Origin of the sequence: Achromobacter sp. NPDC058515, assembly GCF_042721735.1 — a bacterium.
Taxonomy (GTDB): domain Bacteria; phylum Pseudomonadota; class Gammaproteobacteria; order Burkholderiales; family Burkholderiaceae_B; genus Achromobacter.
Window position 1 is genome coordinate 64,764 of sequence record NZ_JBHXNI010000023.1, and the last position, 14,799, is coordinate 79,562.

The window sequence follows — 14,799 nt, forward strand, 5'->3', positions numbered from 1 at the left end:
GGATGAAACCTGGAATCCCCGCGGCACGGCTGCTTTGCCTGGCTGGATTGTTCACGCTGTCGGCGCCTGCCTGGGCGATCGATTGCAAAAAGGCCAGTAGCGCCGTCGAGAAGCTGATCTGCTCGGACCGGAACACCGTGTCGGCCGACGCGGAATTGAACCGGGCCTATAACGCCGTGCTCAAGCAGGCGCCCGGCGGCGACATCCGCGCCATGCTGGTGGACAGCCAGAAGCGCTGGGTGGCGGCGCGCGGCCGGGCGCTGGACACGCTGATCGGCACGCCCGATGCGTTGCCCGATGAAAAGTCCGCGGGCGAAATCCTGCGCGAACTCATACGCAACCGCACGGCGGAACTCAAAGAGACCGGGAAGGGCGCTTCCTTGCCCGCCATCATCGGCCGCGCCATCAGCCAGCAGAAATTCCAGTCGCAGTTCACCGGCGGCGCACATGCCGGCTATTGGACATCCTGCGACGTGCTGCCGCGCGACTACAGGAACTATGCCTGCTTCGCGATTCGCCACTACCAGAACAACGATCGGGTCTGCACGGTCGACGAATCCTGGGCATCGGGCAGGGTCTACACCAATCGGTACGTCGCCAATATCGTGGACGGCAAGCCCAAGGTCGTCGCCTCGTGCTCGTTCAGCAGCGAAGACGAGGCGTGCTCCGATACCGAGGGCAAGGCGAAATGGAATTGGAAGCCGGAACAGCCCGATTATGTTTATTCCGCCAAGCCGCTGCCGAAGATCGATGGCGAGATTCACGATTCGGACGATTTTGAATGGGCGCGGGCCTGCCTGGCCGATGCGGCTTATCCGCCTGCCCAATAGCCCGGCCGGCGAATGGCGCGAGTATTTCCGCTCAACGTGCTGTTACTCCGCGCCGCCATTCGATACGAGCTGTGGCGCAGGCGCACGCCGCATCGGCAAAACTTCGGGCTTCCTGAAGGAATCAGGCCCGTCGCGCCTTAGAATTCGAACTTGACGATGCATGGCGGGGCAGAGGCCCTGTCCTGGCCTGTCCCGGCTGTCCGGGAAGCGCCACCGGCGCTGGCCGGCGATGAACCGAACCGAGAGAGATGGATGGACAAGCGACAAGACCTGGAACAGCCGGCGATCCAGGAGGGTGCGGCGCATGCCGCGGGTTCAAGCACGCCTGACGCCATCCCTCGCGACGCGGCCCCTGAACCTGCATCCCACGCAGCCATCGCCATCGCCATCGACATCGAAGCCGATCCGACGCTCGGCTACGCATCCATCCAGAACGCGGTCCCCATCGTCCGTTCGCTACGCCTGACCAACCACACGCCGCATACCCACAACAGCGTCGACGTTCACGTCGCCTGCAATCCGGCCTTCGCGCAAAGCGTCAAGCTGCGCTTCGACAAGCTGGCCCCCGGCGAAATCCGCCGCATCTCCCCCCTGGACCTGGCCCCAGATCACTCCTACGTCGCCGACCTGCAAGAGGCCGTGCGCGCCAGCATCAATGTGGTGGTGCAGTCGGGCACGCAGGAGCTGGGACGCGCCTCGCAGCCCATCACGGTGCTGGCCTATGACCAATGGGCCGGCACGCGCGCCTTGCCCGAGCTGCTGGCCGCGTTCTCCATGCCGAACAATCCGGCCGTGGACGTGCTGATCGGCAAGGCGGCCACGCTGCTGCGCAGCCAGCACAGCGAGCTGACGATGAACGGCTACCAGTCCAAGAGCCGCGACGTGGTCTGGAAGCAGGTGTCCGCCATCTACAGCACGCTGGCCGCCGAGACCCTGCACTACGCCGAGCCGCCCGCATCCTTTGGCGTGGACGGCCAGAAGATCCGTACGCCGGACCGCATCATCGAAGCCCGCGTGGCCACCTGCCTGGACCTGGCCATGCTGTTCTCGTCCTGCCTGGAACAGGCGGGGCTGCGTCCCGTCATCCTGATGAAGGACGGCCATGCCTGGGTAGGCGTGTGGCTGCATCAGGCCTGCTTTGCGGACCCGCTGACCGACGACGTTCAAGCCGTGCGCAAACGCGTGGACAGCGGCGAGTTCCTGGTGTTCGAGACCACCGGCATCGCCCAGCATCCGAATCACCGCCCCTCGCTGCGGCTGGCCCTGGAGCAGGGCGCCGCGCATCTGCGAGAGGAAGACACCTTCCGCTACGCCATTGACATCCACCGCGCCCGTGAACTGCAGATCAAGCCGCTGCCGTCGCGCGTGGTCGCCGTCGCGCCGGGCGACACGGAACCGGCCGAACAGCCCGCCGCCATCGAGCCCACGCCCGACTTGCCGCCGCTGGACCCGGAGTTCGTGATCAGCCTGGAACCCGCCGACGACACGCCGGAAGGGCGCCTGGCCAAGTGGAAGTCGCGCCTTCTGGACCTGACGCTGCGCAACCGCCTGCTGAACTTCAAGCTCACCAAGTCCACGCTGCCGCTGGTGGTGCCGGACCTGGGCAGGCTGGAGGACGCCATCGTCGACGGCAGCGAATTCCGCATCCGCCCCTTGCCCGCCGCGCTGATGGAAGGCAGCGACCCGCGCATGGCCGAAGTCCATGTCAGCCGCGGCGGCCGCGCGCCGCTGGACGACATGGCGCTGGAGGCGCTGTCCAACAAGGAGCTGATCGCCCGCGTGCCGCAAGAGGCTCTGGACGCCAACCTGCTGACTATCTTCGGCGCGGCGCGCACCGGCCTGGAAGAGGGCGGCGCCAATACGCTGTACCTGGCCATGGGCATGCTGCGCTGGACGGAAAGCCCCGGCGCCGAGAATGCCCACCTTGCGCCCCTGATCCTGGTGCCCGTGTCCCTGCAGCGCCAATCGGTGCGCAGCGGTTTCCGGCTGATCCGCCACGACGACGAGACCATCATCAACCCCACGTTGCTGCAGATGCTGCGCAACAACTACGAGCTGCGCATTCCCGGCCTGGACGCGGCGCTGCCCGCCGACGACAAGGGCGTGGACGTGGCCCGCGTGCTGCAGGCTTTCCGGCTGGCCGTGCGCGAGATCGCCGGCTGGGAAGTGCTGGAGCAGGCGCACCTGGGCATTTTCTCGTTCACCAAGTACCTGATGTGGAAGGACTTGCAGGACCGCACCGAGCAGTTGAAGGCCAACCGCGTCGTCCAGCACCTGATCGACCACCCCGGCCAGGCCTTCGCCAAAGATCCTCACGAAGCACGCTTCGACCGCCTGGACGACAGTTACGGGCCCGAGGACCTGCTGACCCCGCTCTTGTCCGATTCGTCGCAGCTCAAGGCCATCTGCGCCGTCGACGCCGGCCGCGACCTGGTGCTGGAAGGCCCGCCGGGCACCGGCAAAAGCCAGACCATCACCAACCTGATCGCGCACCTGCTGGCGCGCGGCAAGACCGTGCTGTTCGTGTCGGAAAAAATGGCCGCGCTGGAGGTCGTGCACCGCCGCCTGGCCAACATCGGCCTGGGCCCGTTCTGCCTGGAGCTGCATTCGTCCAAGGCGCGCAAGGCCGAAGTCTTGCAGCAACTGGGCAAGGCGCTGGACCACGGCGGCCAGCGCACGTCCGACGACTGGGCCCGCGAGGCCGAGCGCCTGGCCGTGCTGCGCCAGGAACTGAACGGGCTGGTGGACGCGCTGCACCACGAGTATCCCAACGGCCTGACCGTTTACGACGCGATAGGTACGTGCATCGAGAACGCCGGCAAGGAACCGTCGCCGATGGCCTGGGCGGACGCGGCGGCGCATGAGCGCAAGGCGCTTGCCCAACTGCGAGAGGCGGCAAGGCGCATGTCCACGCTGTCCGGCGAGCTGGGCAAGCTGCACGGGCACGCGCTGGCGCACATCGGCATGGCCGACTGGAGTCCGAGCTGGCAGGACGCGCTGCTGGCCGCGGCGCAGGCGCTGGATCAGGCGGTGGACGGGTTCAAGGAACGCGCCGTCGCCGCGGGCGAAGGGCTGGGCATGCCGGTCGCCGGCCTGAGCCTGGACGCCTGCGCCAGGCTGGATGAGCTGATCGACGCGCTGCTGGCAGCGCCCCAGGCGCCCGCAGGGCTGGCCGCGCAGGCGCATGACCCTGGCGCGCGCTTGCAGGTGCAGGCCCTGGCGCGGCATGGTCTCGCCCGCAACGCGCATTGGGAGCAGGTGGGCAAGCAGTGGAACGCGCAGTTGGCGGAACTGGATGCCAACACGCTCAAGGCGGAATGGCTGGCCGCCTGCTCGGCGTGGTGGCCGAAGTCCGCCTTTGCCAAAGGCGGCGTCCGTAAACGCCTGGCCGCCTATCGCGCGGATTCCCGGCGGCCGGACGGCGCAGCGATCAGCGCCGTCCTGGCGCCGCTGGCCCTGGTCAATGCGGAAGACCGCGAACTGGCAGCGCTGAAGGCCGATGCCCAGCGCCTGCTGCAAGACGCGTACACCGGCCTGGCCACCGACTGGGAACAGGTCCAGCGCCACGAGCAATGGGCGCAGCGCTACGCGGATGCCGTCGCCCTGGTGGCGGACGATCCCGCCCGCGCGGCGGACCTGCGCACGCGGCTGCAAGCGCTGGTCGGCGAGAACCGCGCCTTCCTGCAGCCCGGCGCATCCTTGGGCAAGAGCCTGCTGGACTACCGCAACGCGTGGCGCGTGCTGCAAGACAAACTTGCCGAAGCCGACGCGCTGGCCAGGCCCACGGAGCCCTTGTCGGGCGGCGCGGACGCCCACGGCGCGCTGGAACGCATCCAGGCCGTCATCGCCGGATGGCGCCGCAACAAGCAATTCCTGATGCCCTGGTGCGTCTGGCGCCAGGCGCGGGAGCAGGCGATCCAGTTGCAGCTGCAAGGGCTGGTTTCGTCGCTGGAGCAAGGCCGCGTCCCCTTGGCGCAGGTCGAAGCCCATTTCGAATACAGCTATCGCAACTGGTGGGTAAAGAAAGTCATCGACCACTCGCCCGTGCTGCGCTCCTTCTCCAGCGCCGACCACGAACGCAAGATCCGGGAATTCCGCCAGGCCGACGACCGCTTCCAGCAACTGACCTCGGCCTACATCGCAGCCGTCCTGGCCGGCAAGGTGCCGGCCGGCAACGGCATCCTGGTCAGCCCCGACAGCGAACTCGGCCTGCTGCGCCGCGAACTGCAAAAGAAGGCTCGCCACGTTCCGGTGCGCCAGCTGATGCACCGCTTGCCCACGCTGTTGCCCAAGCTCAAGCCCTGCCTGCTGATGTCGCCCCTGTCCGTCGCCCAATACCTGGATGCCGGCCATACGCAATTCGATGTCGTGGTCTTTGACGAAGCCTCGCAGATTCCCGTGTGGGACTCCGTCGGCGCCATCGCCCGCGGCCAGCAACTGGTGGTGGTGGGCGACACCAAGCAACTGCCGCCCACCAGCTTCTTCAGCAAATCCACCGTCGAGGAAGACGGCGCCGGCGACGACGGCCAGGTCGAAGACCTGGAGAGCATCCTGGACGAATGCCTGGGCGCCGACATGAACCGCCTGCGCCTGCAGTGGCACTACCGCAGCAAGCACGAAAGCCTGATCACCTTCAGCAACGTCACCTACTACGACTCGCAACTGATCACCTTTCCGTCGCCCGTCACCGACGACGTCGCCGTGCGCCTGGAGAAGGTCGCCGGCGTCTACGATCGCGGCGGCAGCCGCACGAACCGGCGCGAGGCAGAAGCCATCGTCCAGGGCATCGAGCAACATTACCTGGACAAAGCCCGCCGCCGCCAGACCCTGGGCGTCGTCACCTTCAACCAACCCCAGCAGTCGCTGATAGAAACCCTGCTGGACGCCCGCCGCCGCGCCAACGCCGAACTGGACAAGGCCATCTCGGCCCAGTCCCGCGAGCCGCTCTTCATCAAGAACCTGGAGAACGTGCAGGGCGACGAGCGCGACATCATCTATTTCTCGATCACCTTCGGCCCGGACGCAGCCGGCAAGATGACGATGAACTTCGGCCCGCTGAACGGCGAGGGCGGACACCGTCGCCTGAACGTCGCTATTTCGCGTGCGCGGGAAGGCGTGGTGATCTACAGCACCCTGATGCCGGAACAGATCGACCTGTCGCGCGTGCGGGCAACGGGCGTACGGGACTTGAAGCACTATCTGGAGTTTGCGCTCAAGGGCCCGCGCGCCCTGGCCGAGCAATCGCTGCCCACGGGCCGGGAGCCCGACAGCCCGTTCGAGACGCAGGTCATCAAGGTGCTGCGCGAACACGGCTGGGTCGTGCACCCGCAGGTGGGCTGCTCGGGCTATCGGATCGACATGGGCGTGGTGGACCCGCGCGCGCCGGGCCGGTATCTGTTGGGGATCGAGTGCGACGGCAGGGCGTACCACTCCGGCGCCACCGCGCGGGACAGGGACCGCCTGCGGCAGGTGGTGCTGGAAGGGCTGGGGTGGACGCTGCACCGCGTTTGGTCGACAGACTGGTGGATCAATCCGGAGCGCGAAGTGGAGAAGCTGCTGGCTCGGCTGAAGGCCGAGCTGGAGCGGGAGATCGAAGAGGCGCCTGAGGAAGCGGCGCAGGAAGCGGTTTCCGAGGCCGGCGGAGCCATGGAGCTGGCGATGTCGACGAAAGAAGGGGCGTCCGAATCCTCGGCTGAGAATGTTGCATCCGCGGCGGCTGGCGGGGTGTCGATCCACCAGTTGGCCGAACCGGTCGGCGGAGACGCCGGGGCGTTCTACAACCGGAGCAACAACGATCAGCTCGCCGGGCAGTTGCGCCAGGTCATTGAGGCCGAGGGGCCGATTGCCGAAGCGGTGCTGCATCGGAAGGTGGCCCGGGCCTGGGGCCTGGAGCGCACTGGCGTCAGGGTTGTGGAGCGACTGCGGACGTTGACGCCCGCGGACTTGGGGCAGACCGAAGAAGGGGATGCCACGTTCTATTGGCCCGCGGGAGTGAAGCCTGAAGAATGGAAGGGCTTCCGAAGCGCGGGGGAAGATGAGGCTACGCGTCGCCGGATCGATGATGTCTGCGTCGAGGAACTGGCCAACGGCGTCTTGCACGTGCTGGCGATGACCGGCAACGCGCCGAAGGCGGACGTGACCAGGTCGGTGTGCCGGATGCTGGGGATGGCGCGGACCTTGGCGGACGCGGAAGCCAGGATCGGATTGGCGGTGGCCGGGCTGGAGGCGCGGGGCATGTTGCGGGAAGAGGAGGGGATGCTGCGGGCGGTGTAAGGTGTCAGACTGTAATTGCAGGTCTTGCGCCTGCGGCGCATTGCCGCAAGCCTCGCCGCGTCCGATACCGTATGAAGCGCGGCAGGCGTGCGCCGCCCATATCGCGATGCGATGGGCGGATGCGCAGCAAGATTTGGAAACTGTCTGGATTCCCGTTCGGCAAATTCGTCCACGCCTCGGACGTAGAATGCCGCTTTTCATCAGTGCCGTCCGGCTGACAGGAACCAATCATGAAAAGAACCCTCCTCCTTGCGTCCGTATGCGCCGCGCTGCTTCAAGCCTGCGCTCCGACTTCCTCTCCTCGTGAAGGATCGTCCTCCATGCCCGCTCCGACCGCTACGTCTCCCGCCAGCCAATTGAGCCTGACCGCCTATCACTGGCGCCTGGCCTCCGCCACCGACGCCTCGGGCAAATCGATCCCCGCGCTGCAACCGGGCATCGAGCACCAGCTTCGCCTGAGCTTCACGAACGACGCCCTGAATATCCGCGGCGGTTGCAACACGCAGTTCGGCGGGTACAGCTACAAGAACGGCGTGCTGCAGGTGGCAAACCTTGCGTCCACGATGAAGGCTTGCGAGCAAAGCCTGATGCAGCTGGATGCCGAAATCGGCCAGCGTATCAAGGGCGACCTGCGTGCGACGCTATCCGGCGACAGCGCCGAACCCGGGCTGGAGCTGGTGGCGCAGGACGGCAGCACGCTGAAGTTCGTCGGCGAGCCGACGCCGGAAACGCTGTACGGCAGCACGGGACAGATCATGTTTCTGGAAGTCGCGGCCAAGCGCGCGGAATGCAGCCATCCGATGATTCCGAACTACCAGTGCCTGATGGTGCGCGAGCGCAAATATAACGAGGCGGGCATCCAGCAGCCGGCGCAGGACAAGTGGCGCCCTCTGTATCAGTCCATCGAGGGATTCGAGCACAAGGACGGCGTGCGGACCGTGCTGCGCGTGAAGCGGTACGACTGGAAGAATCCGCCCGCGGATGCGCCGTCGAAGGTGTATGTGCTGGATCTGGTGGTGGAGCAGGACGCTTCGGGGAAGTAGGGGTTTTCCGGCACGAAGCCATCTTCGTGCCGGTTGCGAATCTCCTTGCCATCAATCCGGGTTCTGTGGCGAGGGCGTCTCCTGCGCCTGAAGAAGCAACCAGGCGCAGAATCTGTCCAACCTCTTGTTGGGCTGACGCAATCGTTTCGCAACGTACTGGTAGCCGCTGGGCTGAAATCCGAGGGGCGCAATCAGGCGCCCGCTACGGATATCGTCGATGACCAGGTGCCAGGGCGCAATGCAGATTCCAAGGCCCGCAATTGCGGCTTCGAGTGTGAAGTAATAATGCTCAAATTCCGGACCGGGCCGCGGGGCGAGGGTGCGGCCAAGTGACTCGCTCCACATTTGCCACGCATTCGAGCGGGTTTTTGTGTGCAAGAGCGGTTTGCCGGCCACATCGGCCGGCTTACGCAATTTGACGCGGGCAGCCAGCGATGGCGCCAACACGGGGCCCAGCCATTCGGGGAAAAGCGGCCGCACCTCGATACTATCTGCGTCCTTTGCATCATCCACCGCAATGACCAAGTCGTACCGTTCGCGAGCGATATCGGCGGGCCGCTCAGCCGCGCTTAGTCTGATCTCGATGTCGGGATGCAGCGCATTGAAATGATAGAGGCGGGGAATCAACCATTTGACAGTGAAGGTGCTGAAACATGAGATGTCCAGCGTCCCATGGTCTTCGTCGCTCACTGCTCGCACCGCCGCTTCGATCTGATCCAGAGCCGCCGACAGCGCGGGAAGCAACGCCTTTGCCGCATTGGTCAATTGCGGTCTGCTTTTCGGTCCCTCGAACAATCGAACACCCATACTCGACTCAAGCTGAAGGACCTGTCGGCTGATCGCGCCTGGCGTAACCGAGAGTTCATCAGCGGCGGCAGTCATTCTGCCGAGCCGCGCGGCGGCCTCGAATGCGCGCAAAGCGTTCAACGGTGGCAGATGGCGTTTCACTATGTGAGTTTTCTACAAATAGACCTACAGGAAAAATCGTTTCCTGAAGGAGATGTAGGCCAGGAAAATGTTGGATTCCTATTAAGCCATGCATTTTAATTTTGAGGAATACTCACATGCCTTTCATTCGGACCAGCGTACATCAAAGCACCAGCCAGCAGCAGCGGCAAGGCATTGTCGACGGCATCCATCAAGCATTGGTGGACAGTATTGGCATGCCGGAGGACGAACTCTTCAATCTGGTGACTGAGTATGAGTCGTCGCAATTCTGGTGCAGCCGGACGTTCAACGGTATTGCGCGCTCGGATCGTGTTGTGGTGGTCGAAATTACATTGCGGCGCGGCCGCAGCGACGCAATGAAGCGCGAGCTCTACGCCAACGTCGCACGCAACCTTGAGTCAAATGCGGCCGTATCACCCAAGGATGTGCTCATTTTCATGCATGAAAACGACTACTCCGATTGGTCGGTCGGCGAGGGGAAATTTGCGATGGCGCTTGTGCAACAGGTAGGCGAGGATCGCTGATAGAGCTGTCGGGTACCAGGATCAGCCATATATGCCGCTCAACGGTACTGCACGGGAGCAAGACGGCGCACGCACTCCGCTTGCCGCAATTGAGCGGCCACGCCGGCGGCGTTGTCGGTGCGCGCCATGCCGTCTCCGTTGCCTCGCTCAATTGCCAGACTCTCGCCCCGCCGCCTGCGCACACAACCAGTCCGCCACGGCTTGGACTGGCGCCGAGGGCGGCCGGTCGGCGGACATGGCCAGGTGATAGGTATGTCCGTCGATCGCAGGCCCGAATGGCTGCGCGAGATGGCCGGCTTCCAGTTCGTCGGCGATCAACGCCAGGCTGACCAGCGCGATGCCATGGCCCGCGACGGCCGCCTGTATTGCGTGTCCTTCATCGGAAAAGCGTAGCTGGCTCGCTTCTCGCGGCTGGGGCAACTGAGCGACCGCGAACCAACGCTCCCAGGTAGGGTTCTCCGGCTGAGGCCGCTTCCAGTCGAAGCGGATCAGCGGCACGCGAGCCAGATCTTCCGGCGACATGACGCCCAGGCGCGGATTGGCCACGGGCGCGAACCGGTCGGTGAACAGGGGCTTGGCTACAAGACCGGGGTACGGCCCTCGGCCATAGCGAATGGCGATGTCGACTGCCGTCGATCGCAGGTCGACGAGGTCGTCGCTTGCCTGCAGCTGCAAGTCGATGTCGGGATGCCGGCGCCGGAAATCGGCCATGCGCGGCACCAGCCACTTCACTGTGAATGCATTCGTCGCGGAGATGCTCACCTGAATCCGCATTTGCTGTTGCGTCAATCGCGCCAGCGTCGCCTCGAACGCATCGAACCCGTCACGCAGCACGGGGTAGAGCTGCGCTCCCGCATCGGTCGGCGAAACCTTTCGCACCTGGCGATCGAACAGCGCAAGCCCCGTCCGCTCCTCCAGTGCGCGGATCTGGTGGCTGACGGCGGTCGGCGTGACAGCCAGCTCCTTGGCGGCGGCCTTGAAACTGCCCAGGCGCGCGGCAGCTTCGAATGCGCGTAGCCCAGAGAGCGGAAGAAATCGGCGTTGCATGAGCAGCATCAGCCTATAGATGAGATTATCTCTTCTTATAGCTGACAAATGAACCTTTGTCACACGGGCCGCGCATCCCTAAAGTACAGGCACGGATCGGTCATTCATTCCCTAAATCCCCGACCGGCTATACATGAAGGAATTCGCATCATGCTGAAAGCTGTCACAACCCAGCCCGACAATTACGCTCCCTTCCTGCTTTCGCAGGGCATCCAGTTCGGAAATCTGCTCTTCATCTCGGGCCAGGCGGGCGCCGCCGACGACGGAAAGATCGTCGCGGGCGGCTTTCTCGCCCAAGGCGAGCAAGCCTTCTCGAATTTGCGCCGCGCGCTGGAGGCCGGCGGCTCCAGCCTGAAGGACGTGATCAAGGTCACCATCTTCGTCACTGACATGGGACATTTCGAGGACGTGGTGACGCTGCGCCGCCGTTTCTTTTCGGCCCCCTATCCAGCCGACACGATCGCCGAGATCAAGGCGCTCTACGACCCCGCCGCCATGATCGAGATCGAGGCAATCGCGGCCGTACGCCAACCGGAGGGCCGCTGACATGAACACGCTCGCCGACCGTCCCACAGGCGATGCGCAGGCAGCGCACGCAGGATTGTTCACGCCGCTGCGGCTGGGGAGAGGGCTGAGCTTGTCCAATCGCCTCGCCGTCGCGCCGATGACCCGGGTCAGCGCCACGGCTGACGGCCACGCCACGCAGCGGATGGCCGACTACTACGAAGCCTTCGCCGCCGGCGGCTTCGGTCTGGTGATCACCGAAGGCATCTATACGGACAAGGCCCATGCGCAGGGCTACCTGTTCCAGCCAGGTCTGGCCGACGACGCACAGCGCGACGCGTGGCGGACCGTGGTGGACCGTGTGCATGCGCAGGGCGGCCGCATCGTTGCGCAGCTCATGCATGCGGGCGCGCTGTCGCAGGGGAATCCCCATCGCGCCACGACGAAAGGGCCCTCGGCCGTGTTGCCGGCGGGGCAGCAGATGGCTTTCTATCGGGGCGATGGGCCCTACCGGATGCCCGAAGCGATGTCAGCCGAGGATATCTCCGAGGCGGTCGAGGGCTTCGCGCAGGCGGCGCGCAGAGCGCAGGAGGCGGGGTTCGACGGCGTCGAGGTGCACGGCGCCAACGGGTATCTGCTGGACCAGTTTCTCACCGCCCACACCAATCTGCGCGAGGACCGCTACGGCGGCAGTCTGGAAAACCGCCTGCGCATGACGGCGGAAGTCATCCAGGCCGTCCGGCGGTCGACGACGGAGGGCTTTATCGTGGGGGTGCGCTCCTCGCAAGGCAAAGTCAACGACTTCACTCACAAGTGGGAGGGCGCCGAGGCCGATGCGGCGCAGATCTTCGGCGCGCTCGGCGCGCTGCCCATCGATTACCTGCACACGACCGAGTTTGAGGCCTGGAGGCCCGCTTTCGGTGAGCACGGCCCCAGTCTTGCCGCGTTGGCGCGGAGGCACGTTTCCGTGCCGGTGCTGGCTAACGGTTCGCTGCATGATGCGGCGCAGGCGGAAGGGCTGATGGCAAGGCAGGAGGCGGACTTCGTTTCGCTGGGCCGTGGCGCGCTCGCGCATGCCGATTGGCCCGTGAGGCTGCGCGCCGATGAGGCGCATGAACCCTTCGATCGAGGGTTGCTGGCGCCGATAGCTGACCTCGCCAATGCGGATCGTCACCGCGCGCAGCTCCGCCTTCCCGTCGGGAGCGCCGCGGCGCCGGATCGCTAACTGCCCGGAGCGCATCGTTGCCGCGACACGAATGCGTCTAGTCCGGGCGCGGCCAGCAGCGTGGTGCTTTGCGCCAGATAGCGGTACTGGCGCACGCGCGCCCAAGGATAGGCCAGGGTCAGGGTGACCGCGGTGGCCAGAAGGCCGGAGATCACGATCCAGACATAGCGCATGGGCGAAAGCCGGCTTTGCAGCCGGTGGCCGCCCTGGATGGTTGCCCGGTTGTACAGTTCGTTGCGCACGCACGCGCCGTAATAAAGCCCGCCGGCCAACAGCGCGGCGTACACGCTGACGATGGCGGGCCACACGATATGGCTTGCGCCAGAGACGAACGCCCACCGCAGGGAATCCAGGGTGCAGGGGATTCCCGCAGCTACGGACATCAGGTAGGTCGCCAGCAGTCCGGGCGCGGCGACGCCCATGGCCAGCAACACGCTGGGGCCCAGATCGCGATGGAGCACGCTCAGCCGGGGGGCGCAGGCGAACGATGCGCCGCCGTAGCGGTAGCCCCCGGCCAGATAGCGCCCATGCTGCCTTGCGTGCAGCGGAGCGAGCAGTCCCAGCGTGGCCATGGCCGCGATCGGCAGAAGCAGGAAGACGACAAACGCGCGCCAATAGTTGCCGTGGAAATCGAAACGCACATTGCTCCACGAGGTCATACAGGCGCCGAAACGCAGGCCCGCGTTGATGGCCCAGGGCACGGCAACGGCCGCCATCGCGAACAGGAATATTCCGAACCGGGGCGCGAAGAAGATTGCGGCGGAAACCGCGAGGATCAGCGCCAGGGCGATCAGCCGGCCTTTCAGGATCTGCAGGGGAGTGGCGTGGTGCTCGAAGGCATGGCCCTTGATCATGGTGTGGCCGTAGAACCATCGGTTGGCGCGCACCTTGGCCCAGGCGGACCAGACACCCAGCGTGATGAGGGTCAGCAGGACGTTGACGAGCCAGACTCCGAAATAGTCGCGCGCCATGCCGTGGAACTGCACGGGAATGGCCTGCAAGACGGGCGCGTCGTGCGCGAGGGGCGGTTTCGCAGCGCGGAAGCTGGCTGGACTGGCAAGCGGCGCGGCGGCCCGGTCGTGCTGAATCATCCGCGTAACTCCGTTGAAGTGAGCACAAGTGCAAGTGCGCGGATTTTATTCAACGGATACCGATGGAAACGTCGGAAAATGATGGTATTCAAAAATAGAATTACTCAATTGGCGGCGGGAATGGCATCCACGACGCGCAACAGCCGTCCATGAGGTTCAAGCGCTATCTGGCGCCCAAACAAATGGCATTGTGTTCGTCGCGATGCGGCATCGGGGAGGGGCGCTTCAGCGTGCCTGCCGGATCCGCTCAACGCGTTCCTCGGTGGGGGGATGCGAGGACAGCCAGGAGGGCTCTTCGCCCCTGTCTTTCGAGTGCGCGCTCAGGCGTTCCAGCAGCACGGCCAGCGATTCGGGGTCCTTGCCGGCCTGGCGGGTCAGCGCGACGCCGCGCGCGTCGGCTTCCCGTTCGAAGCCGCGCGAGTACGACAGGTCGAGCAGGCCTGCTCCGAACACGCCGATATCGTGCGTCATGCTGGCGACGTCGCCGGTCATGAGCATGACGACCGCCGACAGGCCGGCGACGCGGCCCAGCCTTCGCATGCCGTGCCGGTGTTCGACGTGCCCGATCTCGTGCGCCAGCACGCCCGCCAGCGTGTCGGGGGACCCGGCCAGCTTGACCAGTTCATCGGTGACGACGATCTGGCCGCCGGGCAGGGCCAGCGCGTTGGCGCCGACGTAGCGGCGGCCGCTACGGAACGCCAGCCTGAGGCTGCCGGCGGGAGCATCCGAGTGCGCCGCCAGGTCGTCGAACACCGACTGGATGGCCTTCCGTGTTTCGGCCGGCAGCGCGGTGGGGCGAAAGGCCATCCGGTCCAGGGTGTCCATGACGCCCGCGCCAATGCGAACCTCGACGGCGTGGGGAACGAATGTGGCGGCGGTGTCGCCCAGCCAGGGGATCGTCCAGCGCAGGCCGACGAAGAAGACCAGCATCGCTACCGCGGCCAGGGCCAGCCAGTGAGTCCGAACGTGTTCCAGACGATGCAGGAGGCCGGCGCCGTGGCGGCCCTGGGCGCGTTCCAGGCGGTCGACCTGATCATTGTCGGTGGTCTCGAAGACGCTGCCGTCCGGCAGGGCCGCGCGGCGGGGCGTCGTGCCGATGCGGCTGGACCAGCGCAGGGAGCGGGGCGGCAGCGTGTGCTGCGTTTCCCCGTCATGCACCGTCAACGAGCCGTCTGCCCGGCATTCCAGTGTCGCGGGTCGGTGGGCGGCCGCGCCGGCTTGAAAGAGCCGGCCGCGGATGACGTCGTGGTCAGATGGAGGCAGCGCTGGCAAAGCCTTCAAGCTCGCTGAATTCGCCGCCGAAACTGCCCGGAG

10 protein-coding genes are annotated in these 14,799 nt (G+C 65.6%); 6 read left to right on the forward strand and 4 right to left on the reverse strand.

All coding sequences use genetic code 11. The features are described 5' to 3' along the window. Positions 1 to 2 precede the first annotated feature (2 nt). The 3 genes from ACFWP0_RS28080 (at position 3) to ACFWP0_RS28090 (ending at position 8,146) form a co-directional block, all read left to right on the forward strand. Positions 3 to 830 (forward strand): lysozyme inhibitor LprI family protein, encoded by an 828-nt coding sequence (locus ACFWP0_RS28080; protein WP_377847848.1) that lies wholly within the window; start codon positions 3 to 5, stop codon positions 828 to 830. Positions 831 to 1,082: 252 nt separating this feature from the next. Further along, a complete protein-coding gene (locus ACFWP0_RS28085; RefSeq protein WP_377847850.1) occupies positions 1,083 to 7,103 on the forward strand; it encodes a DUF3320 domain-containing protein in 6,021 nt (2,006 codons plus the stop codon). A gap of 320 nt (positions 7,104 to 7,423) precedes the next feature. After that, positions 7,424 to 8,146: a DUF4377 domain-containing protein gene (locus ACFWP0_RS28090; protein WP_377847852.1), complete on the forward strand. Its 723-nt coding sequence runs from the start codon at positions 7,424 to 7,426 to the stop codon at positions 8,144 to 8,146. Between the two features lie 51 nt (positions 8,147 to 8,197). Here ACFWP0_RS28090 and ACFWP0_RS28095 read toward each other — a convergent pair whose 3' ends face one another. Then, complete coding sequence (locus tag ACFWP0_RS28095; RefSeq protein ID WP_377847854.1) at positions 8,198 to 9,094, reverse strand: LysR substrate-binding domain-containing protein; 897 nt, start codon at positions 9,092 to 9,094, stop codon at positions 8,198 to 8,200. 116 nt (positions 9,095 to 9,210) lie between these two features. Here ACFWP0_RS28095 and ACFWP0_RS28100 point away from each other — a divergent pair, with 116 nt between their 5' ends. Next, positions 9,211 to 9,618 carry a tautomerase family protein gene (locus ACFWP0_RS28100; RefSeq protein WP_377847856.1) on the forward strand — a complete coding sequence of 136 codons (408 nt, stop codon included), beginning with the start codon at positions 9,211 to 9,213 and terminating at the stop codon, positions 9,616 to 9,618. A 147-nt stretch (positions 9,619 to 9,765) separates the two neighbouring features. Here the strand turns inward: ACFWP0_RS28100 and ACFWP0_RS28105 are convergent, their stop codons facing one another. Further along, positions 9,766 to 10,665 carry a LysR substrate-binding domain-containing protein gene (locus ACFWP0_RS28105; RefSeq protein ID WP_377847870.1) on the reverse strand — a complete coding sequence of 300 codons (900 nt, stop codon included), beginning with the start codon at positions 10,663 to 10,665 and terminating at the stop codon, positions 9,766 to 9,768. A gap of 150 nt (positions 10,666 to 10,815) precedes the next feature. Between ACFWP0_RS28105 and ACFWP0_RS28110 the strand changes: the two genes are divergently transcribed. Both ACFWP0_RS28110 and ACFWP0_RS28115 read left to right on the forward strand, forming a co-directional pair. Next, on the forward strand, positions 10,816 to 11,211 hold the full coding sequence (locus tag ACFWP0_RS28110; protein WP_377847858.1) for a RidA family protein: 396 nt from the start codon (positions 10,816 to 10,818) through the stop codon (positions 11,209 to 11,211). 1 nt (position 11,212) lies between these two features. Further along, positions 11,213 to 12,394 (forward strand): NADH:flavin oxidoreductase, encoded by a 1,182-nt coding sequence (locus tag ACFWP0_RS28115; protein WP_377847860.1) that lies wholly within the window; start codon positions 11,213 to 11,215, stop codon positions 12,392 to 12,394. Here ACFWP0_RS28115 and ACFWP0_RS28120 read toward each other — a convergent pair. Together ACFWP0_RS28120 and ACFWP0_RS28125 are read right to left on the reverse strand one after the other, a co-directional pair. Further along, complete coding sequence (locus tag ACFWP0_RS28120; RefSeq protein ID WP_377847862.1) at positions 12,391 to 13,485, reverse strand: YjgN family protein; 1,095 nt, start codon at positions 13,483 to 13,485, stop codon at positions 12,391 to 12,393. The genes ACFWP0_RS28115 and ACFWP0_RS28120 overlap by 4 nt on opposite strands. Positions 13,486 to 13,710: 225 nt before the next feature. Beyond that, on the reverse strand, positions 13,711 to 14,799 hold a 1,089-nt coding region (locus ACFWP0_RS28125; protein WP_377847864.1), incomplete at its 5' end, for a M48 family metallopeptidase.

Excerpts from the sequence above, each read along its gene's own strand:
- ACFWP0_RS28090 (WP_377847852.1), top strand. The coding sequence starts at position 7,424 with ATGCCCGCTCCGACCGCTACGTCTCCCGCCAGCCAATTGAGCCTGACC.
- ACFWP0_RS28120 (WP_377847862.1), bottom strand. The coding sequence starts at position 13,485 with ATGATTCAGCACGACCGGGCCGCCGCGCCGCTTGCCAGTCCAGCCAGC.
- ACFWP0_RS28100 (WP_377847856.1), top strand. The coding sequence starts at position 9,211 with ATGCCTTTCATTCGGACCAGCGTACATCAAAGCACCAGCCAGCAGCAG.
- ACFWP0_RS28110 (WP_377847858.1), top strand. The coding sequence starts at position 10,816 with ATGCTGAAAGCTGTCACAACCCAGCCCGACAATTACGCTCCCTTCCTG.
- ACFWP0_RS28080 (WP_377847848.1), top strand. The coding sequence starts at position 3 with ATGAAACCTGGAATCCCCGCGGCACGGCTGCTTTGCCTGGCTGGATTG.
- ACFWP0_RS28105 (WP_377847870.1), bottom strand. The coding sequence starts at position 10,665 with ATGCAACGCCGATTTCTTCCGCTCTCTGGGCTACGCGCATTCGAAGCT.
- ACFWP0_RS28085 (WP_377847850.1), top strand. The coding sequence starts at position 1,083 with ATGGACAAGCGACAAGACCTGGAACAGCCGGCGATCCAGGAGGGTGCG.
- ACFWP0_RS28115 (WP_377847860.1), top strand. The coding sequence starts at position 11,213 with ATGAACACGCTCGCCGACCGTCCCACAGGCGATGCGCAGGCAGCGCAC.